We start from the raw sequence: 18,856 nt of genomic DNA, 5'->3' as shown, positions 1-18,856 counted from the left end.
CGAACCGGGCCAAGCCCATACCGGATTCATGGCCGGTTCACCTTCCGGTCACATTGCGGTGAGGGTACGTCCGGGTCGATTCAGCACAGTGTTCACCATGACGACCACGCCCAACGACACCACTGTGACCCGGGAAGGCATCGGCGAACTGCTGGGCCGCGCCGAGTCGGCCACCGTGGTGGCCCTCGCCGACCGATGCCTGGCCGAGGTGGATCAGACCGATATCCGCGTCGTGCGCCCCGCCGAGGTGGGGGTGGTCGCGATGCAGGTGCGAGACCCGATCGGCCACGACCGATTCCTGCTGGCCGACCTGCTGGTCACCACCGCCGAGGTGGAAATCGCCGGCACCCGTGGCTGGGCGATGCGCCAGGGCCACGACCCGGCCGGTGCCTGGGCCCAGGCGGTGTGTGATGCCGAGGTGGCCCGCCGCGGCCCACATCTGGCAGAGGTGGTCGGTCACTGCCGCACCCGGTCGTCCGAACTGGCTGCCGCCCGGGCCGAGGAATGGGCCCGGCTGGCCCCGACCATCGTCGAGTTCGAGGAGATCCTGTGAGCCCGCGCGTACTGACCGCCGACGAATGCCAGCAGGTCTTCCGGATCCTGCTCGATGCGCTGGCCCGTCCCGGCCAACCCGGTCACCTGCCCGAGATCGGGGACCCGCTGGACTTGCCGCTGTTGGCCCTGACCGACCTGACCACCCCGGTCGCCGCGCTGGACCCCACCGAGGAGGAGCAGGCCTGCACCGAGGCGGTCGTGGCCCTGACCCAGGCCCCGCTCACCGCCGCCGACAGCGCCCGCTTCGTGATCAGCCACCGCGAACCCGACCCGGCCGCATTCGCCTCCTTGCACCGCGGCAGCAATGAACGCCCGCACGAGGCCGCGCTGCTGATCCAGGCCGCGATGATCGCCGAACAGCCCCAGCCCGATTTCGACACCTGGGAACTGACCGGCCCCGGCATCGCCGACAGCACGCAGGTGCACCTGGCCGGCCTGGACCGTGACTTCTTCGCCGTGCGTGAGCAACTGGTGGCCGACTACCCCCGCGGGGTGGACGTGCTGCTGATCGACCCGATCGGAACCGTGCTCGGCCTGCCGCGCACCACAACCATCACCGAGGTGACCCCATGACCTATGCCGGAACGAGCAAGGGCGGTACCTCCGCCATCCTGGCCGCCGAAGCCCTGGTCGGTGAGAAACCCGGCCACCTGGATGCGGCCACCATCGCCGATCAGTTCCCCGCCGTGGTCGACCGGCTGATGGGGGAGGCCGGGCTGTGGGATCCCGAAACCGCGGCCGCGGCCCTGGCCCAGGCCGGGGGAGACCTGCCCGAGGCGGTGCACCTGCTGCGGGCACACCGCTCGACCCTGACCCGGTTCGCGGTCACCGAACCGATCGACCCCGATGACGTCGAACTGTTGCGCCGGATCGTCCCGGCCCACCGCTCACCGGAAGGCCCGCAACTGTTGGGCGAGACGGTCGATTACACCGCCCGGCTGCTGCGCCGTCCGGGGGAACCCGCACCACTGCCGCCGACCGACGACCTGCTCGAGGTCGCCCAGGCCGACTCCGTGCCCGCCGACGAGGTGCCGCCCCGATACACCAGTTGGCTGGCTTCCCAGGGGCTGCTCGTCGACCGCCCCGCGAACCCGGACGACCCGGAGCCGGTCGACCTGGCCCGGCACGCACCCCGCCTGCCCGCCCCGCGTTCGGCCCTGCTGTCGTCGATGGCGATGGCCGAAACCGGTGGGCTGGTGAACCTGTGGTACCGGTCGATCCTGGGCCCGGACGGGTACGCCGACGAGGCGGTCACCCTGGGTGAGGTGCGGCACGCCCGGGTCGGGGTACAGGTGCGCCACCCGCACACCGGTAACCCGATCACCGTCGGCACGATCCGGTTCAGCGAATGCGAGACCATCGCCCACCTCGACGAGCGCGGCGAGGACCCGTCCCGCTTCGAGGTCGGTTGGGGAATGACCCTGGGCCACAACGAACGCAAGTCGATCGCGATGTCGGCGATGGATCTGGCCGCTCACCGGTTCCGGGGCACCGTGGCCGGCCACGAGTTGGAACAGCTCCTGGTGCTGACCACCGACGGTCTGGCGTCCAACGGTTTCCTGGAACACCTGAAGCTGCCGCACTACGTCACCTTCCGCTCCCAGATGGACCGGGCGATCGCCGCCGGCCAGGAACTGGCCGAACACGATGCCGAACGAGCCCGCTTCGACACCCCCGAGCCAGTACAGGAGGCTTCCTGATGACCACCATCGCCGAGCTGACCGCCCAACAGCCCGTTGACCGCCGGGTGGTGGTGCTGGACGAGCAGGGCAAGCGCGAGGTGCGCCGGGCCGCCCTGGCCGGGGTGTGCATCCCCGGCCACCAGGTGCCCTTCGGCTCCCGGGAAATGCCGGTGGCCCGCGGCTGGGGTTCCGGTGGCCTGCAGGTCACCCTGGCCGTTGCCGGGCCCGACGACACCGTCAAGGTGATCGACCAGGGTGATGAGGAAGGCGTCAACGCGGTCAACCTGCGCCGGCTGATCCGCGGCGCGGTTGGTTGCGGTTCCAGCGCCGACACCCGCGAGGCCAATGTGATCCAATCCCGGCACCGGATTCCCGAGGACCGTCTCGGCCCCGACCACCTGCTGGTGTTGCAGGTGCCGCAGTCCGAACCGCTGCGTCCGGTGGAGAAATCGGTGCGCGAATGCGTCCGCCGGCACGGTGAGGCCGACTACGCCCGGATGTGGGTCGGCATGTACGAGGACCTGGTCACCGGCGGGGTGGTCAACGCCGCGGCCGGGTACCCGGTGGTGGTGCACGACCGCTACCTGATGGCGCCCAGCCCGATCCCGCGCTGGGACATCCCACGCCTCAACGACGCCGAACACCTCACCCTGTTCAGCCACGGCCGGGACAAGAAGATCTACGCGGTACCCCCGCACACCAAGGTCGAACCGCTCACCTTCGACGACGTCCCCTTCGAGGTCGAATACCAGGCCGGGGCGAGCTGCATGCTCTGCGGCTCCGACGACACCTACCTGGTGCAGACCCGCGGCGGTGACTTCCTGTGCAGCGACGTGGAATGGTGCGCCCGGGTGCGCGACCGCGACGTCGACGCCGAACAGCACCGCAGGATCGCGCCGCTGGCCTGGCTGCCCGACCCGAGCAAACGCGTCCGCGCCACCTCGACCGCACTGATCGGCAAGGCCGCCCTCGGGGTCGCCGAACGCACCGTGCAGACCGCACCGGGGGAGGAATGGGCGCTGAAGGTCAGCGGCCTGAGCAAGGTCTTCCCCGGCCGGCGCGGTTCCTCGGAGGTGCAGGCGGTCACCGAGGTGTCCTTCGATGTCGCACCCGGCGAGGCGATGGGTGTGATCGGAGAATCCGGTTCCGGCAAGTCGACCCTGATGCGATGCATCATCGGCGACGAACAGGCCACCAGCGGGGCGGTGTACCTGGCCGCCCACGACCTCGGCCGCGCCAATGTGCTCGACCTGCCGGCCCCCGAACGCCGCAAACTGCGAATCTCGACGATGAGCGTGGTCTACCAGGACCCGGCCGCCGGGCTGGACCTGGGCATCAGCGCCGGCGGCAACATCGCCGAACGGCTCACCGCTGGCGGCTGGCGCTCCTACCACCGGATCCGGCAACGGGCCGCGGCCCTGCTGGACCGGGTCGAGGTGCCCCTGTCGCGGATGGACGACGTGGTCGGCCAGTTCTCCGGGGGCATGCGCCAGCGGGTGCAGATCGCCAAGGCACTGGCCTCCGACCCCGACGTCCTGCTGTTGGACGAGCCCACCACCGGCCTGGACGCCTCGGTCGCCGCCGGGGTACTGGATTTGCTGGTCGAACTGCTCGAGGAGCGCGATATCGCCGTGGTCGTGGTCAGCCACGACTTCTCGGTGATCAGCGCGCTGACCGACCGGGCTCTGGTGATGCACCGGGGCCGGGCGATCGAAACCGGCCTGACCGACCAACTGTTGGCAGATCCCCACCAGCCCTACACTCAGCGGCTGGTAGCCGCAGCGCGGAGTTGATGATGACGAATACCGACCGAATCCTGGCCGTCGAAGACCTGGTCAAGACCTTCGTGATGCATGCCATCGGCGGACGGCAGATCACGTCCCTGGACCGGGTCAGCCTGCACGTCGACGCCGGGGAACATGTCGCCCTGGCCGGTGCCTCCGGTGCCGGCAAATCGAGCCTGCTGCGGTGCCTGTACCGCACCTACCTGCCCGATGCGGGACGGGTGGTGCTCTACCCGGACACCCCCGAGGAGTTGGAGCTGACCACCCTGCCCGACCGGACGATGGCCCGGTTGCGCGGACGCGCCTTCGGTTACGTGTCGCAGTTCTTGCAGGCCCCGCCGCGGGTCGGCCCGCTGAACCTGGTCACCGCCGCCGCCCGCCGCCGCGGTCTGGACCGGGAGGAATCGGTCGACGCGGCCGGTACCAGCCTGGACCGGCTCGGCATCGGCAAGGCGCTGTGGGACGTGGACTGCTCGGTGTTGTCCGGTGGTGAGCGGCAGCGGGTGAACCTGGCCGCCGGCACGGTGTCGCCCCCGGCCCTGCTGCTGCTGGACGAGCCGGTGTCCGCCCTCGACCCGGCCAACCGGGAACGCGCCCTGGCGGTGATCGAAGACCTGCGGCACGGCGACGTCAGCGTGCTCGCGGTCTACCACGACATGCACATCATCCGGCGGCTCGCCTCCCGGGTGCTGGTGATGGCCGATGGGCGGATCATCGGTGACGGGGCCGCCGCCGACGTGCTGACCAAGGACGTGGCATGAGCAGCTCGGCGATCCTGACCGAACAAACCTGGCGGGCCGGGCTGGCCCCCGACGACTACGTGCTCGGCAACGTCCGGGCGGTGCTCACCGACCGAATCGTCGATCGGGCCCGGGTGGTGGTGCGCCAGGGCCGGATCGCCGAGATCACCGATCGGCCCGGGGCACACGATCTGGACGGGGCCGGGCTGCTGGTCACGCCCGGGTTCATCGACGTGCACTCCGATGCGCTGGAGAAGGAACACGCACCGCGTCCCTCGGCCGAACTGCCCTGGGACTTCGCGCTGACTGCCTTCGAGGGACGCTGCGCGGCCTCCGGGGTGACCACGGTCTTCCACGGCGCCGCCTTCCGTCCGATCAACCTCGACGGGGCGCAACGTTCGGTGCAGAAGGCGGGCGAACTGTGCGAGGTGGTCGATGATGCCGCCGGCCGCCGCACCCGGGTCGACCATCGGGTGCTGTACCGGGTCGACATCATCAGTGCCGAATCGGTGGCGGCTTTCGCCGAGCGGCTGGCTGCGCTGCCCGACAACGTGGTGCCGCTGGTCTCGCACGAGGACCACACCCCGGGCCAGGGGCAGTACGCCGACCCGACCAAGCTGGAGGACTGGCTGATGCAGTCCCGGGGCCTGACCCGGGCCGAGGCGGTCACCGAGGTCGCCGACCGGCGTGCCGAGGCGTCCGAACTTGCCGGCCTGCGCCGAGAACACCTCGACTGGTTCGGGGTGCTGGCCCACAGCGGCCGGATCCGGCTGCTCGGACACGATCCCGACACCGCCAAGTCGGTCGACGAGCTGCTCGGCCGCGGTGGGGCGGTGGCCGAGTTCCCGACCACGGTGGAGGCCGCCCGGCGGGCCCGGGAACTCGGGCTGCTGATCGTGGCCGGGGCGCCCAACCTGCTGCGCGGGGGATCACACACCGGCAACGTCTCGGCCCTGGCCCTGGCCCGCGGCGGTCTGGTCGACGCGATCGCGTCCGACTACCTGCCCCCGGCGCTGCTCGGGTCGGTGGCCCGGCTGGCCCGGGAGTCGCGCGATCTGCCCAGTGCGGTCTCGCTGGTCACCAGCGGTGCGGCCCGGGTGGCCGGGCTGGACGACCGCGGTGAACTGGCCGAGGGCAAGCGTGCCGACCTGGCCCTGATCGACGACCGCGCCGAGTGGCCGCATGTGGTGCAGACCCTGACCGCGCGCTGAGGGCTGGCACCACCAGTGGGCTGTTACAACCAGTGGCGGTGCCGGAACCAGAAGAACATCGCCAACATGATGGTCGACATCGCCAGTAACACCATCGGGTAGCCGAACTGCCAGTTCAGTTCGGGCATGAACTTGAAGTTCATCCCGTAGATACCGGCGATCATCGTCGGAATCGCGGCCAACCCGACGAAGGCCGAGATCTTGCGCATGTCGTCGTTGTCCTGACGCGACAGAATCGCCAGCGCGGCCTGCAACATGGTGGTCAGCACCTCGTCGTAGGAGGCGATCGATTCCCGCACCTGGGTGTGGTGATCGCTGAGTTCGCGGAAATAGGCCCGAGCCGACTCGGGGATGGTGGCCAGATCCCGGTTGGCCAGCGCGGCCAGCGGTACTCCCAGCGGCACCACGGCCCGCTTGAACTCGATCACCTCGCGTTTGAGCTGGTAAACCTCGTCGATCCGGGTGGTGCCCTGCGGTGCGAAGACGGCCGCCTCGACGTCCTCGACATCGGCCTCCATCGCCTCGACGACGGCCAGGTAATCGTCGATCACGGTGTCCAACACGCCGTACAGGACGGTGGACGGGCCCTCGGCCAGCCGTTCGGGTTCGCGTTCCAGCCGGGCGCGCAGGCTCGACAGGGGTGATTGCTCGCCGCGGCGGACGGTGAGCACGAAATTCTTGCCGACGAAGACCATCACCTGACCGGTGCTGACGATCTCGGCGGCCTCCGAGATGTCGTCGTGGTCGACATAGGCCACCGTCGAGACGACCATGAAGAGGGTGTCGCCGAACTGCTCCAGTTTCGAGCGGTTGTGGCCCTCGACCGCATCCTCCATCGCCAGCGGGTGCAGGTTGAACTGTTCCCCGAAGGCGCGCATATCGGCGTCGGTGGGGTCCTTCAACCCCAGCCACAGGAACCCGTGCCCGTCCCCGGCATGCTCGGCGGCCTCGGCCAGCGGGACGTCCTCGCGCTTCTCACCGTGCAGGTACCAACCCCACGCGACGATCGAGCTGTGCGGGTCCTCCTCGCTCGGCGCGGGCTCGTTGACCACCGGCTGCTGGGTGGCCGGAAACAACCCGATCCGTCGGCGGAAACTCCCGTTCACCGGCGGCCCCGTTCCAGCAGCGGGGCCATCCACTCCTCGACGTCCTCGGCGGTGCGGGGGAGGGCCGAGGACAGAATCCGCGGGCCGTCCTCGGTGATCAGCACATCGTCCTCGATGCGCACCCCGATGCCCTTGAGTTCATCGGGCACCAACAGGTCGGTGGCCTTGAAGTACAGCCCCGGTTCGACGGTGATGATCATGCCGGCCTGCAGGATGCCCTCGCGGTAGTGCTCATTGCGGGCCTGGGCACAGTCGTGCACGTCGATTCCCAGGTGGTGCGAGGTGCCGTGCACCATCCACCGACGGTGGTGCCCACCGGTTTCGGGGTCGAGGGATTCCTCCGGGGTGACCGGCAACAGGCCCCATTCGTGCAGTCGGCGGGCCAGCACCGAGATCGCGGCCCGGTGCACCTCGATGAAGGGGGTGCCGGGATGGCACATCGCCAGGGCGGCGTCGGCCGCCTCCAGTACTGCGTTGTAGACCTTGCGTTGCGGTTCGCTGAACCGACCGTTGACCGGCAGGGTGCGGGTGATGTCGGCGGTGTAGAGGGTGTCGAGTTCGATTCCGGCGTCGATCAGCAACAGGTCGCCGTCGCGCAGGTCACCGTCATTGCGGATCCAGTGCAGGGTGTTGGCATGGTCGCCACCGGCGGCGATCGTGTCGTAGCCCACCGCGTTGCCCGCATGCCGGGCGTAGAGGCCGAAGACCCCCTCCACCCAGCGTTCCCCGCGGCCCCGCCGGACGGCCTCGGGCAGGTCGGCCACCACCGCTTCGAAGGCGGTGGCGGTCTCGTCGCAGGCCCGCTGCATCTGCTCGATCTCGAACTCGTCCTTGATCAGGCGCAGTTCGCTCAGGGCGGTGGTGAGTTCGGCGTCCTGGGACTCGGCCTGTTCCCGCTGCTCGGATTCGCGCAACTGGTCCACCTGCGCGGTGACCGTGGTCGAGGCATCGCGCAGCACCCGGATCCGGGTGCTGTCGGCGTTCTTCTCCAGGGCGGTGCCGAACTCGTCGATCGAGGAACACGACAGCCCGGTCATCGCCGACATCTCGTCGAGGGATTCACGTTGGCCGACCCACATCTCGCCGTACCGGGCGTCGGCGTAGAACTCCGGGTCGGTGCGCGGCGAGCGCGGCTTGAAGTACAACGTGGCCTCGTGACCGTCGTCGGTGGGCTCCAACACCAGCACCGCATCGGGCTCGCGGTCGGTGCCCAGGCCGGTCAGGTGGGCGAAGGCCGAATGCGGCCGGAACCGGTAGTCGGTGTCGTTGGAGCGCACCTTCAGGCCGCCGGCGGGGATCACCAGCCGGTCACCGGGGAACATCTCGCTCACCGCGGCCCGGCGCGTCTCCGCGGCCTCCGAGGCCGGCAGGCGGGCGGGCAGTTCGGTGGAGTACGGCGCCCAGTCTGCGGCGATGAACTCCTTGAAGGCCTCGGTGAAGGCGGTCTGCCGGTTGGGAAGTTCGGGCTGCTTGTCGCTCATGGACCGCATTGTGTCACCGACGGGGCGAATCTTCCCCCTCGAGTTCGATCGGATCGGGCTCAATACTGCTCGGCGTTGACCGCCTTCCAGCTCAGCCCGAGCGCGACCAGCGCGATGACATGCGCCAACGCCATCATCACCCCGAGCGGGGCCGGGGTGTCGCGCAGGAAGAAGCCGACCACCGGTCCGGCGAAGCCGGCGATCGCGAACCGGGCGGTGCCCATCAGTGCGGCCGCGCTCCCGGCGTGTGCACCATGCCGGTGCAGGGCCACGGCTTGGGCGTTCGGCACGGCGAGCGCGCTGAAACCGTTGGTCAGCGCGACCATGGCGGCCAACATCAACACCCCACCGACCCGCAACTGGGAGGTCACGGTCAGGATCGTCGAGGTCACCAGCGCCAGCACCAAAGCCACCGCCATGATCGGGCCGGGATTGAACCGGCGCAGCATCACCGGGTTGAGCTGCACCATCAGGATCGTCACCGAGGCGTTGATCCCGAAGATCAGGGCATAACTGCCCTCCGACAGACCGAAGATGCCCTGGAAGATGAACGGGGAGGCCGCGATGTAGGTGAAGGTCGCAGCCGAGGTCATCGCGCCGACGACCAACATCGCCACATAGGCCGGGTCCCGCAGCAGCAGCCAGTAGGTGCTCAGCGACGACTTGAGTCCGGCCGTCCGCCGTCGGTGCCGGGGCAGGGTTTCGCGCACCCCGAACACGGTCAGCAGGAACAACAAGGCAGTGATCACCGCCAGGACGACGAAGATCCCGCGCCAGGAGGTGAACTGCAAGACCAGCGACCCCAGCGCCGGGGCCAGGATCGGCGCCACCCCCAGCACCAACATCAACTGTGAGAACAATGCCGCGGCCTTGCGTCCCGAGTACAGGTCGCGCACCGAAGCGGTCACGGTGACGGTCAACATCGCCCCGACCAGGCCCTGCACCACGCGCAGCGCCAGCAGAATCTCGATGGTGGGAGCGAAGGCGATCGCCACCGAGAGCAGGGCATGCAACACCAACCCCACCATGATCGGACGGTGCCGGCCCCAGGCGTCGACCAGCGGGCCGACCAGAATCTGGCCGACCGACATGCCGATCAGCATGCCGCTCACCGTGGCCGCCCCCTGGGAGGTGCTCGCTCCGAGTTCGGTGACCAGGGCGGGTACCCCGGGCAGATACATATCGATGGTCAGTGGGGTGATCGCCATCAGCGCCCCGAAGGTGAGAACCACCCGTAGATAGCGGGGTTTCCATTCGGAATAGCCGACCTCGGGCGCTGCGGACATGGGCGTCACAGTACGGCTGATCGGCGAAAGCGTCAGATTTGGTTTCGGCCGGTGGGCTCGATCCCGTCCTCCGGCTGTCTTCGAGGTGCCCGAGTGCGCCGCCTGCTCGGGTGGGGCGGGTAGGCTGCACTGCACAGCACGATCACAGGAGGGCCGAGTCATCAGAGCCAGCCATGCCAGCCAACTGCGCCTGCTCGACCTGCAGGCCGTGGACAGTTCGATCGCCCAGACCAACCATCGCAAGGCGACCCTGCCGGAGTTGGCCCGGGCTGCCGAGTTGAAGCGGCGGGTGGGGGAGTTGGACGACCGGTTGATCGCCGCTGACACCGCCATCGCCGACCTGGAGGTCGCCCAGGCCCGGGCCGAATCCGACCTGGTGCCGGTGCGTCAGCGCCGCGAGCGGGAACAACAACGGATCGATTCCGGGTCGGTCACCGACGGCAACACCTTGTCGAACCTGATCACCGAGGTCGAGCAGCTCGGCAAGCGGATCAGCGATCTGGAGGATGCCGAACTCGAGGTGATGGAGAAGCTGGAGACCGCCCAGGCCGAGCGCGAGGAACTGCGTGCCGAACGTGCCGAAGCGCACACCGAACTGACGGAGGTGGTCACCCGGGGACGGGCCGCGATGGCCGAGCTGAACCAGCAACTGGGCCAGGCGCAGACCCGTCGGGAGGCGGTGGCCGCCGAACTGCCGGACGATCTGTTGCAGCGATACCAGCGGATCGGCGCCAAGCACGGCGGGGTCGGCGCGGCCGCCCTGGTGCGCCGCCGTTGCACCGGCTGCCAACTGGACTTGAACGCCGCCGAGGTGGCGCGGTTCGCCGAGGCCCATGTCGACGAAGTACTCATCTGCGAACAATGCGGCCGCATCGTGGTCCGCACCGAAGAATCGGGGTTGTAATGCCGGATCCACAGTTTCGTGAGCAATACCGTCCGATCGACCCGGAGCAGGCCGCCGATCTGGCCGCCCAGCAGCCGTCGCTGTTCGCCATCGAGGTGGCCAACGCCGACGCCTGCCGGTACGGGCTGCGGCTGGTCAACCTGATCACCGGAGAAGAAGTCGCCCGGCATGCCGATGATGTCGAGCCCGGCACCGAGGAACTCGTCGCGGTGGCGATGGGCATCGCCGCCGCCCTCGATATCGACCCCAGGGCCCGGTTCGTGGTACGTGGGTCGGCCGACCTGGTGCACCGCCTGCGGGTGGAAGAACTCGACGACGATGCCGCGGTGGCGGAGGTGGCCCGCGAAGCACAGCCCTGACCCGGCACCGCTAGGGTTAACCCATGCCGGCCCGCCATGTCAGTGTCGAAGGTAAGGTGCCCGGTCCGCTGGAAGCGGGCCTGGAGGATGTGCGTGCCGATCTCGGCATCGACGAGTCCTTTGCACCCGAGGTGCTCGCAGCCGCCGAAGCGGCCGCCCGCTCACCCAAACTGCCACCCACCGATCTGCGTGAGATCGAGTTCGTGGCGATCGACCCGCCCGGGGCCCGCGACATCGACCAGGCGATGGCGATCGAGCCGCACGGCAATGGCTGGACGCTGTGGTACGCGATCGCCGATGTGGCGTCCTTCATCGAACCCGGTGGGGTGATCGATCAGGAGGCCCGCCGCCGCGGCCAAACCATGTACGCCCCGCACCGGCGCTACTCCCTGCATCCGCCGGTGCTGTCGGAGGGGGCGGCGAGCCTGCTGGCCGGCGAGGACCGGCCCGCGCAGGTCTGGCGACTGCGGCTGGACGACACCGGTCAGGTGACCGAGGAAACCGTCACCCGGGCGATCGTGCGCAACCGAGCCCAGCTCACCTACGAAGAAGTGCAACGCGACCTCGACGCCGGCACCGCCTCGACGACCCTGCAGGCCCTGCGTGATGTCGGTCGGCTGCGCCAGGAACAGGAGGCGATTCGGGGCGGGGTGAGCTTGCCCCTGCCCGATCAGGAGGTACGGGTCACCGAATCGGGCAAGTGGCGGCTCGGGTTCCGCACGCCGCTGCCGGTGGAGGGCTGGAACGCCCAGATCTCCCTGGTGACCGGCATGGCCGCGGCGACCATGATGTTGTACGCCGAGGTGGGTGTGCTCCGCACCCTGCCGCCGGCCGAGAACGCCGACCTGCGCAAGCTGCGCCAAACCGCTCGGGCCCTGTCGATTCCGTGGCCGGCCGAGATGGACTATCCCGAGTTCGTCCGCAGCCTCGACCCGCAGGACCCCGAACACGCCGCCATGCTCTACGCCTGTACCCGGCTCTTCCGGGGCGCGGGATACCTGCCCTTCAATGGCGCGATTCCGCCCACCGAGAACGCCATGCACTCCGCCCTGGCGGCGCCGTACAGCCACGTCACCGCACCCCTGCGCAGGCTGGTCGACCGCTATGCCGGTGAGGTCTGCCTCGCGCTCAGTGCCGACCAGCCCGTACCGGAATGGGTGCTGTCGGGGCTGGAGGACCTGCCCGAGTTGATGCAGGAATCGAACCGGCGCGCCAACCAGTTCGAACGCCGGGTGGTCAACCTGGTCGAGGCCCTGGTGCTGTCGGGCCGGGTGGGGCAGACCCTCGAGGGCTCGGTGGTGGAGCTGGACGAGGAATCCGGCAAGGCCACCATCGTCGCCCGGCGTCCGGCCGTGGAGTTGTCGGTGCGCGGCAACGGGATGCGGCTCGGCTCCCCGGTGACGGTGCAGGTCGAACAGGTCGACCTGAAGACCGGCGAGGTGGAGTTGAGCGTGGTCGATGCCGATGGCGAGACCGAACAGGGCGCCGACGACACCGAGTAGGCGGAACGAGTCGGCGTGTAAGCCGGATTCTGTCGCCCCGAGGGGCGGGTGATCATCCATCTAGGGCCGCCGTTGCCGACGGCCTCCAGCGACCTACCCGGGAGCTCCGGCGAGCAGCCGTCGAACACTCCCTGTCTGGCCTTGCTCCGAGTGGGGTTTACCCGGCCACCTCGGTCACCCGAGATGCCGGTGGTCTCTTACACCACCCTTTCACCCTTACCCCCGAAGGGGCGGTCTACTTTCTGTGGCACTTTCCCGCGGGTCACCCCGGGTGGGCGTTACCCACCACCCTGCTCTGCGGAGTCCGGACTTTCCTCGCCGCCATCACCCTTGCGGGCTCGGCGCCGCGATCACCCCGCCGACTCGTTCCGGTATCCAGGCTACCGCCTCGGGCCGGTTCCGAGCGATGTTGGCGCACCTCATCCCCACCCCTATGCTAATGACACTCATTTTCAATAGGAGGTTTGATGAGATTACGAAAGCTCCTCGGCGTCGGCCTGGTCGCCACCATGATGGCGGTCGGGCAGGCGGGGTCGGCAGGTGCCGACTCCGACGCCGAGTACACACTGGAGATCCTGGAGCCCGGGGCGGAGCAGATTGTCTCCTCGGGGTTGGGGATCAACGACGCCGGTGATGCCGTCGGCATCACCCGGCCCGCCTCGAGCGCGCAACCGCAGTTCTCGGCGATCTGGCCGGCCGGGCAGGTGGAGCCGGAAGCCCTGCCGCAGTTGGAAGGGTCCCGCTTCTCGCGCGCCTTCGATCTGAACAACGACCAAGTGGCGGTCGGTGAGGCCTTCGATGCCGACGGGGCCACCGTGCCGATCCGCTGGATCGACGGCGTTGCCTCGGTGGGCGAGGTGCCCCAGGGTGACGGACGCGGTCTGGCGGCCGATATCGCGAACAACGGCTCGGTCGTCGGCACCGCCGCTCGACGGGCCTACCTGGTGGCCGGCGGCACCGCCACCGACCTCCCGCTGCCCGATGTCGACGAGGGGGAGATCAGGAGCACCCGGGCGTCCGCGATCTCCGACTCGTCCGAGTACGTGGTCGGCACCACCCAGGTGGCCGTACCGCACGACGGTCACACCCACAACGAAAGCCTGCTCACCGTCTGGCACCAGGGGGCGGCGACCGCCCACCCCAGCGAGACCGACGGGCTGACCCTGCGGGTGCACGGGGTGAACGACTCCGGCCTGGTGGTGGGCTACGTCGCGGTGAACCGCGTCACCACGGCCGTCCAGTGGCGCGATGGTGGCATGACCCGGCTCGGCAATCCCGAGGCGCCGGACATGCCGCACACCTCGGCGATGGCGGTGAACAACGACGGCGTGGTGGTCGGCAATGCGACCAAGTTCGCCGACAGCTGGAGCTTCGGCGGCATCGCGGTGCGTTGGATCGAGGGACGCCCGGTCGACCTGAACACCCTCGTGGACGCCCCCGAAGGGGTCGTGCTGCAGAGCGCCTCGGACATCAACGCCTCGGGGCAGATCGTCGGCACCGCGATGACCCCGGACGGGCAGCGCGCCTTCCGGTTGACCCCGGTGCAGAAGGATCCCGATCCGTCGCCGGATCCGACTCAATCGCCCGATCCGAGCCCGTCCCCGGATCCGACCCAGTCTCCCGAGCCGACCGGGTCGCCGAGCCCGACCGGATCGCCGACCGCTGGGCCGACCGGTGAACCGAGCTCGGCGCCGTCCGATGCTCCGGACAAGCCGAGCCCGTCGGGCAAGCCTCGGCCGAAGGGGCTGCCGGACACCGGCCGCTGAGCCGAACTGAACGGCTGGATCAGGTGCTGGGCAGAGTGAGGATCTCTGCGCCGTCGGCGTGCACCACGAGAGTGTGCTCGAACTGGGCCACCCGTGAGCCGTCGGCGGTCAGCACCGTCCAGCCGTCGTCCCACTGCTCCCAGGCGTAACCGCCCAGGGCGATCATCGGTTCGATGGTGAAGGTCATGCCCTCTTCGATGATCGTGTCGTAGCGGGGTTCGTCGTAGTGCGGAATCACCAGCCCGGAGTGGAAGGCGGTGTGCACCCCGTGGCCGGTGTAGTCACGGATCACGCCGTAACCGAAACGGGCGGCGTACTTCTCGATCACCCGGCCGATCACGTTCACCTGCCGGCCCGGGCGCACCGCCTTGATGGCGCGCATCATGGCTTCCTCGGTGCGCTCCGAGAGCAGACGGGACTCCTCGTCCACCTCACCGACGGGGTAGGTCTTGCAGTTGTCGCCGTGCACGCCGTGGATGTAGGCGGTCACGTCGATCTTGACCAGGTCGCCGTCCTCGAGGGGGCGCAGGTCCGGGATTCCGTGGCAGATCACCTCGTTGACCGAGGTGCACAGCGACTTCGGAAAACCCCGGTAGTTCAGGGAAGCGGGGTAGGCGCCGTGGTCGAGCATGTACTCGTGCCCGACCCGGTCGATCTCATCCGTGGTCACCCCGGGGGCCACGGCCTTGGCCGCCTCGGCGAGTGCGTCGGCGGCGATCCGTCCGGCGATCCGCATCTTCTCGATCGTCTCGGCGCTCTGCACCTCCGAGCCGGTGTAGTTCTCCGGGCCGAGGTCGCCTACATAGGGCGGCCGGGGGATGCTCGCCGGAACCGGTCGCATCGGGGTGACGGGGTAGGGCTTGATGGGTGCACTCACGCCCCCGATGGTAGCCGTGGCGCAAGGGCTGGGGCCGACTCCACCCCGAGTGGCATCCCGTGACGGCCGGGCCGACCAGGACCCCGGGTCAGGAGCCGGTACCCAAAACCCCCAACTCACCCGCGGCGAAACAGCCGGGATCGCCCGATTTGCGGTCCTGAGTTGGGGATTTGCGTACCCGGGCCCGGGGCGTCGGCACGTGGGTGGAAAGCGGTGGTGGATGAAAACGCACCCGGAAAGGCCTCGGATCAGCCTTGCGTGCCGTCTGGGCGCCGCAAGGGTGCGTTTTCATCCACGGGCTTGGTCGCCCGGGTTCAGGCCTGCTTGACCGCCGCGATGTCGATCGCGATCTTGATCCGGTCGCCGACCAGCACGCCACCGGTGTCCAGGGCGGCATTCCAGGTCAGGCCGAAGTCCTTGCGGTTGATCGTGGTCGCAGCCTCGAAGCCGGCGCGCAGCAGGCCGTCGGCATCAACCTGGGTGCCGGCGAACTCGGTGCGCAGCTCGACCGGCTTGGTGACGCCGCGGATGGTCAGGTCGCCGACCAGGACGAACTCGTCACCGTCGATGTCGCGGACATCGGTGCTGACGAAGGTGATCTCGGGGTAGGTCGCGGTGTCGAAGAAGTCGCTGGTCTTCAGGTGGCCATCGCGCTGTTCGTTGTTGGTGCTGATCGAGTCGGCCTTGATGGCGGCCTTGACCTCGGCAGTGGTCGGGCCGGTCACCTCGATGGTGCCGGCGAAGTCGCCGAAGCTGCCGCGCACGGTGCTGATCATCGCGTGCTTGAGCGAGAAGCCGACGGCCGAGTGGGCCGGGTCGATCTGCCAGGTGCCGACGAGGTCGCTGAGCTGGGTCATGGGTAACTCCTTCGAGTTGTTGGTGGGCCGGAAGTCATTGAAAGTTCATTAGTAGAACTTTCAACTACTAGATTAGTCAAACTTTCAACTAAGTCAAGTCCGGGTCGATCCGGACCCTCCTCCCGAGGAATGGGCAGGGGCTGCGGGGGAACGGCACAGCGGGGCTGCCCACCACAATGTCGACTCGTGGGGCACAATGAAGGACGGGAGAAGGAGGGCATCATGGCTCAGGGAGAGTGGTACTACTGCTTGGATCACAAGCAGGTGGAGCCGTACGAGGGATGCCGGTCCGCCACCCGGCTCGGCCCCTACGCCAGTCGCGAGGACGCCCAGGAGGCTCTGGAGCGGGTGGCCGAACGCAACACCGCCTGGGACGAGGATCCGCGCTTCAACGATGACGACGAGGACGAGGACCGCACCCGGTTGGACGGTTCCCCGATCGACTGAACCCGCCCGACAACCCGGCGGGGTATTTCGTAACGCGGCTGTTACACGTTTCGGGGCAGACTTGGGGGCATGGACAAGCAGACCGAATACGTATTGCGAGCGCTCGAAGAACGCGATGTCCGCTTCATTCGATTGTGGTTCACCGATGTGCTCGGATTTCTGAAGTCGGTCGCCATCGCCCCGGCCGAACTCGAGGGCGCCTTCGCCGAAGGTCTGGGCTTCGACGGGTCGGCGGTGGAGGGCTTCGCCCGGGTCTACGAGTCCGACATGGTCGCCCAGCCCGACCCGTCCACCTTCCAGCTCTTGCCCTGGCGGCACATCGACAGCGGCACCGCCCGGATGTTCTGCGATATCGAACTGCCCGACGGGTCACCGTCCTACGCCGACCCCCGCCACGTGCTGAAGCGGGCGATGTCGCGGGCGGCCGATATGGGGTTCACCTTCTACACCCACCCCGAGATCGAGTTCTTCCTGCTCAAGGACGAGATCGTGCCGGGTCAGGAACCGACGCCGGTCGACAGTGCCGGATACTTCGATCACACCGCCCTCGGTGGCGGCGTCGACTTCCGCCGCACCGCCATCACGATGCTGGAACAGATGGGCATCTCGGTGGAATTCTCCCATCACGAGGCCGCCCCCGGCCAGCAGGAGATCGATCTGCGCTACGCCGACGCGTTGACCATGGCCGACAACATCATGACCTTCCGTCAGGTGGTCAAGGAGGTCGCGATCATGCAGGGCATGCGTGCCTCCTTCATGCCTAAACCCTTCACCGGCCAGGCGGGTTCGGGCATGCACACCCACGTGTCGCTGTTCGAGGGTGACACCAACGCCTTCTACGACGCCTCGGCCGAGTACCACCTGTCGCGCACCGCCCGGCAGTTCATCGCCGGCATCCTGAAACATGCCCCGGAGATCACCGCGGTCACCAACCAGTGGGTCAATTCCTACAAGCGGCTCTTCGGCGGGGGAGAGGCCCCGTCCTATATCTGCTGGGGACGCAACAACAGCTCGGCGCTGGTGCGGGTGCCGATGTACAAGCCGCACAAGGGCTCGTCGGCCCGGATCGAGATCCGCTCGATCGACTCGGCCTGCAACCCCTACCTGGCCTACGCCCTGGTGTTGAACGCCGGGCTGGCCGGCATCGAGGGCGAGTACGAACTGCCGCCGGAGGCCGAGGACGATGTCGCGCGGCTGACCGAACCGGAACGCCGCGCCCTGGGGATTTCCTCCCTGCCGCGCAACCTGGATGAGGCGATCCGCAATATGGAGAACTCCGAGTTGGTCGCCGAAACCCTCGGCGAGCACGTCTTCGAGTTCTTCCTGCGCAACAAGCGCGCCGAGTTCGACGAGTACCGCCGCCAGGTCACGCCCTTCGAGCTGCAGAAGCTGCTGCCCCTGCTCTGAGTCGACGCCTGCCGCTCAGCGCAGGATCGGGAAAACCGACCGCAGGTCGGCATGCGGGCCGCTGGCCGAAATATTGCCCGCACTCAGTTCATCGGCCCAGTCGCCGCCACCGGAGACCAGCCGCAACAGGGTTGGGGAGTTCATCTCGACCACATTCGGCGGGGTGCCCCGGGTGTGGGTCGGCCCGATCCGCTCGGTGCTGCCCGGTGCCTGTGGGACCCCCAGTTGTACCGCGGCGAAGGGCGGCACCCGCAGTTCGATCGCCCGTCCCGGGTATTCCTTGGCCAGGATCGCGGTGAGCAGCCGGATCGCATCGGCCAAGGCCGGACGTGAGGTGGCGACCGCTCCGCGGTGCGGCAGGATCACGCGCAGATCTTCGCCGTGGCCGAGCCAATGGGCCAGTTCCACCCGCAGCAGATCGACCACCCGCACCGGGTCGCGATGCTCATCGAGCACCCCGGCGTCGAGTTGTTCCAGAGCCCCGCGCAGTTCACCGGCCCCGCTGGCGAGGTGTTCCAGCAGCACCCGGTCGGAGTCGCTGCCGCAGATCTCCAGGGCGCGGCTCATCGGGTGCGAATTGCGTGCCCAACGGCGCCGCAGATAGTGGTTGATCGACATCGGGCGTGAAGTGGACGGACGGTTGACCGCGGTCAGCAGATCTTCCTGGGCCGAGATCAGATGCCCGATCAGGTGCCGCACCGACCAGGTGTTGTACTGATCGCGGCTGCGGAATTCCGCAGCCGTCAACGGGTCGAGCCACTGCACCACAGCCAGCATCTGGGTGAGCAGCAGATCGGCGACGGTCTGATGCGCTGCCACTGTGGTCACCTGAGTAAACCTAGTCTTCACGAGTTGCCTGAATGTGACTTACTTCCCAACAGTTGACGAACGT

The 18,856-nt window shown here is 68.5% G+C and carries 18 protein-coding genes and 1 other RNA gene; 12 read left to right on the top strand and 7 right to left on the bottom strand.

The features are described from left to right. Positions 1–97 precede the first annotated feature (97 nt). The 6 genes from ACR4XW_RS01915 to ACR4XW_RS01890 are packed head-to-tail and all read left to right on the top strand — an operon-like array spanning position 98 to position 5,972. A complete protein-coding gene (locus ACR4XW_RS01915) occupies positions 98–553 on the top strand; it encodes a phosphonate C-P lyase system protein PhnG (protein ID WP_434758817.1) in 456 nt (151 codons plus the stop codon). Then, positions 550–1,128, top strand: coding sequence for a phosphonate C-P lyase system protein PhnH (gene phnH / locus ACR4XW_RS01910; protein WP_434758816.1), 579 nt, complete (start codon positions 550–552; stop codon positions 1,126–1,128). The genes ACR4XW_RS01915 and phnH overlap by 4 nt, the downstream gene beginning before the upstream one ends. Further along, on the top strand, positions 1,125–2,255 hold the full coding sequence (locus ACR4XW_RS01905) for a carbon-phosphorus lyase complex subunit PhnI (RefSeq protein WP_434758815.1): 1,131 nt from the start codon (positions 1,125–1,127) through the stop codon (positions 2,253–2,255). The genes phnH and ACR4XW_RS01905 overlap by 4 nt, the downstream gene beginning before the upstream one ends. Next, entirely contained in the window at positions 2,255–4,030 is a 1,776-nt protein-coding gene (locus ACR4XW_RS01900) for an alpha-D-ribose 1-methylphosphonate 5-phosphate C-P-lyase PhnJ (RefSeq protein ID WP_434758814.1), read from the top strand. Before ACR4XW_RS01905 ends, ACR4XW_RS01900 begins: the two co-directional genes overlap by 1 nt. Positions 4,031–4,032: 2 nt before the next feature. Next, positions 4,033–4,782, top strand: a complete 750-nt coding sequence (locus tag ACR4XW_RS01895; RefSeq protein WP_434758813.1) for an ATP-binding cassette domain-containing protein — start codon at positions 4,033–4,035, stop codon at positions 4,780–4,782. Then, positions 4,779–5,972 (top strand): alpha-D-ribose 1-methylphosphonate 5-triphosphate diphosphatase, encoded by a 1,194-nt coding sequence (locus ACR4XW_RS01890; protein ID WP_434758812.1) that lies wholly within the window; start codon positions 4,779–4,781, stop codon positions 5,970–5,972. The genes ACR4XW_RS01895 and ACR4XW_RS01890 overlap by 4 nt, the downstream gene beginning before the upstream one ends. A gap of 23 nt (positions 5,973–5,995) precedes the next feature. On the opposite strand, the gene corA is transcribed toward ACR4XW_RS01890, so the two are convergent. From corA to ACR4XW_RS01875, 3 genes are read right to left on the bottom strand one after another with little or no spacing between them, the layout of a single operon-like run. Beyond that, positions 5,996–7,078, bottom strand: coding sequence for a magnesium/cobalt transporter CorA (gene corA / locus ACR4XW_RS01885; protein ID WP_434758811.1), 1,083 nt, complete (start codon positions 7,076–7,078; stop codon positions 5,996–5,998). After that, complete coding sequence (locus ACR4XW_RS01880) at positions 7,075–8,559, bottom strand: aminopeptidase P family protein (protein WP_434758810.1); 1,485 nt, start codon at positions 8,557–8,559, stop codon at positions 7,075–7,077. Before ACR4XW_RS01880 ends, corA begins: the two co-directional genes overlap by 4 nt. Positions 8,560–8,618: 59 nt before the next feature. Continuing rightward, positions 8,619–9,845 carry a multidrug effflux MFS transporter gene (locus ACR4XW_RS01875; protein ID WP_434758809.1) on the bottom strand — a complete coding sequence of 409 codons (1,227 nt, stop codon included), beginning with the start codon at positions 9,843–9,845 and terminating at the stop codon, positions 8,619–8,621. A gap of 208 nt (positions 9,846–10,053) precedes the next feature. On the opposite strand from ACR4XW_RS01875, the gene ACR4XW_RS01870 reads away from it, so the two are divergent. Genes ACR4XW_RS01870 through ACR4XW_RS01860 form a run of 3 tightly spaced genes read left to right on the top strand, consistent with a single transcriptional unit; the run spans position 10,054 to position 12,610 of the window. Continuing rightward, positions 10,054–10,749 (top strand): zinc ribbon domain-containing protein, encoded by a 696-nt coding sequence (locus ACR4XW_RS01870; RefSeq protein WP_434758808.1) that lies wholly within the window; start codon positions 10,054–10,056, stop codon positions 10,747–10,749. Further along, complete coding sequence (locus ACR4XW_RS01865; RefSeq protein WP_434758807.1) at positions 10,749–11,108, top strand: hypothetical protein; 360 nt, start codon at positions 10,749–10,751, stop codon at positions 11,106–11,108. The genes ACR4XW_RS01870 and ACR4XW_RS01865 overlap by 1 nt, the downstream gene beginning before the upstream one ends. A gap of 23 nt (positions 11,109–11,131) precedes the next feature. Beyond that, on the top strand, positions 11,132–12,610 hold the full coding sequence (locus tag ACR4XW_RS01860; RefSeq protein ID WP_434758806.1) for an RNB domain-containing ribonuclease: 1,479 nt from the start codon (positions 11,132–11,134) through the stop codon (positions 12,608–12,610). Positions 12,611–12,612: 2 nt separating this feature from the next. Here ACR4XW_RS01860 and rnpB read toward each other — a convergent pair. After that, positions 12,613–12,976, bottom strand: an RNA gene (gene rnpB / locus ACR4XW_RS01855) — RNase P RNA component class A. Between the two features lie 101 nt (positions 12,977–13,077). Between rnpB and ACR4XW_RS01850 the strand changes: the two genes are divergently transcribed. Further along, positions 13,078–14,376, top strand: coding sequence for a hypothetical protein (locus ACR4XW_RS01850; protein ID WP_434758805.1), 1,299 nt, complete (start codon positions 13,078–13,080; stop codon positions 14,374–14,376). A 19-nt stretch (positions 14,377–14,395) separates the two neighbouring features. Here the strand turns inward: ACR4XW_RS01850 and map are convergent, their stop codons facing one another. Both map and ACR4XW_RS01840 read right to left on the bottom strand, forming a co-directional pair. Beyond that, positions 14,396–15,217, bottom strand: coding sequence for a type I methionyl aminopeptidase (gene map, locus ACR4XW_RS01845; protein ID WP_434759391.1), 822 nt, complete (start codon positions 15,215–15,217; stop codon positions 14,396–14,398). 350 nt (positions 15,218–15,567) lie between these two features. Further along, positions 15,568–16,110 (bottom strand): YceI family protein, encoded by a 543-nt coding sequence (locus ACR4XW_RS01840; RefSeq protein ID WP_434758804.1) that lies wholly within the window; start codon positions 16,108–16,110, stop codon positions 15,568–15,570. A 222-nt stretch (positions 16,111–16,332) separates the two neighbouring features. Between ACR4XW_RS01840 and ACR4XW_RS01835 the strand changes: the two genes are divergently transcribed. Together ACR4XW_RS01835 and glnA are read left to right on the top strand one after the other, a co-directional pair. After that, the gene (locus ACR4XW_RS01835) at positions 16,333–16,557 is read left to right on the top strand and encodes a hypothetical protein (RefSeq protein WP_434758803.1); all 225 of its coding nucleotides are present in this window, start codon (positions 16,333–16,335) and stop codon (positions 16,555–16,557) included. A 69-nt stretch (positions 16,558–16,626) separates the two neighbouring features. Beyond that, on the top strand, positions 16,627–17,964 hold the full coding sequence (gene glnA / locus ACR4XW_RS01830) for a type I glutamate--ammonia ligase (RefSeq protein WP_434758802.1): 1,338 nt from the start codon (positions 16,627–16,629) through the stop codon (positions 17,962–17,964). Positions 17,965–17,979: 15 nt separating this feature from the next. Here the strand turns inward: glnA and ACR4XW_RS01825 are convergent, their stop codons facing one another. Beyond that, the gene (locus tag ACR4XW_RS01825; RefSeq protein ID WP_434758801.1) at positions 17,980–18,792 is read right to left on the bottom strand and encodes a sterol carrier family protein; all 813 of its coding nucleotides are present in this window, start codon (positions 18,790–18,792) and stop codon (positions 17,980–17,982) included. Positions 18,793–18,856 lie beyond the last annotated feature (64 nt).

Origin of the sequence: Pseudenemella bisphenolivorans (assembly GCF_051133435.1) — a bacterium.
GTDB lineage: Bacteria > Actinomycetota > Actinomycetes > Propionibacteriales > Propionibacteriaceae > JAAYAO01.
This window is presented reverse-complemented; position numbering and strand designations above follow the sequence as displayed.

Bases quoted from the DNA above. Each gene is read 5' to 3' on its own strand.
- ACR4XW_RS01915 (WP_434758817.1), top strand. From the start codon at position 98: ATGACGACCACGCCCAACGACACCACTGTGACCCGGGAAGGCATCGGC.
- ACR4XW_RS01905 (WP_434758815.1), top strand. From the start codon at position 1,125: ATGACCTATGCCGGAACGAGCAAGGGCGGTACCTCCGCCATCCTGGCC.
- ACR4XW_RS01900 (WP_434758814.1), top strand. From the start codon at position 2,255: ATGACCACCATCGCCGAGCTGACCGCCCAACAGCCCGTTGACCGCCGG.
- ACR4XW_RS01895 (WP_434758813.1), top strand. From the start codon at position 4,033: ATGACGAATACCGACCGAATCCTGGCCGTCGAAGACCTGGTCAAGACC.
- ACR4XW_RS01890 (WP_434758812.1), top strand. From the start codon at position 4,779: ATGAGCAGCTCGGCGATCCTGACCGAACAAACCTGGCGGGCCGGGCTG.
- ACR4XW_RS01880 (WP_434758810.1), bottom strand. From the start codon at position 8,559: ATGAGCGACAAGCAGCCCGAACTTCCCAACCGGCAGACCGCCTTCACC.
- ACR4XW_RS01875 (WP_434758809.1), bottom strand. From the start codon at position 9,845: ATGTCCGCAGCGCCCGAGGTCGGCTATTCCGAATGGAAACCCCGCTAT.
- ACR4XW_RS01865 (WP_434758807.1), top strand. From the start codon at position 10,749: ATGCCGGATCCACAGTTTCGTGAGCAATACCGTCCGATCGACCCGGAG.
- ACR4XW_RS01860 (WP_434758806.1), top strand. From the start codon at position 11,132: ATGCCGGCCCGCCATGTCAGTGTCGAAGGTAAGGTGCCCGGTCCGCTG.
- ACR4XW_RS01850 (WP_434758805.1), top strand. From the start codon at position 13,078: ATGAGATTACGAAAGCTCCTCGGCGTCGGCCTGGTCGCCACCATGATG.
- map (WP_434759391.1), bottom strand. From the start codon at position 15,217: ATGCGACCGGTTCCGGCGAGCATCCCCCGGCCGCCCTATGTAGGCGAC.
- ACR4XW_RS01840 (WP_434758804.1), bottom strand. From the start codon at position 16,110: ATGACCCAGCTCAGCGACCTCGTCGGCACCTGGCAGATCGACCCGGCC.
- ACR4XW_RS01835 (WP_434758803.1), top strand. From the start codon at position 16,333: ATGGCTCAGGGAGAGTGGTACTACTGCTTGGATCACAAGCAGGTGGAG.
- glnA (WP_434758802.1), top strand. From the start codon at position 16,627: ATGGACAAGCAGACCGAATACGTATTGCGAGCGCTCGAAGAACGCGAT.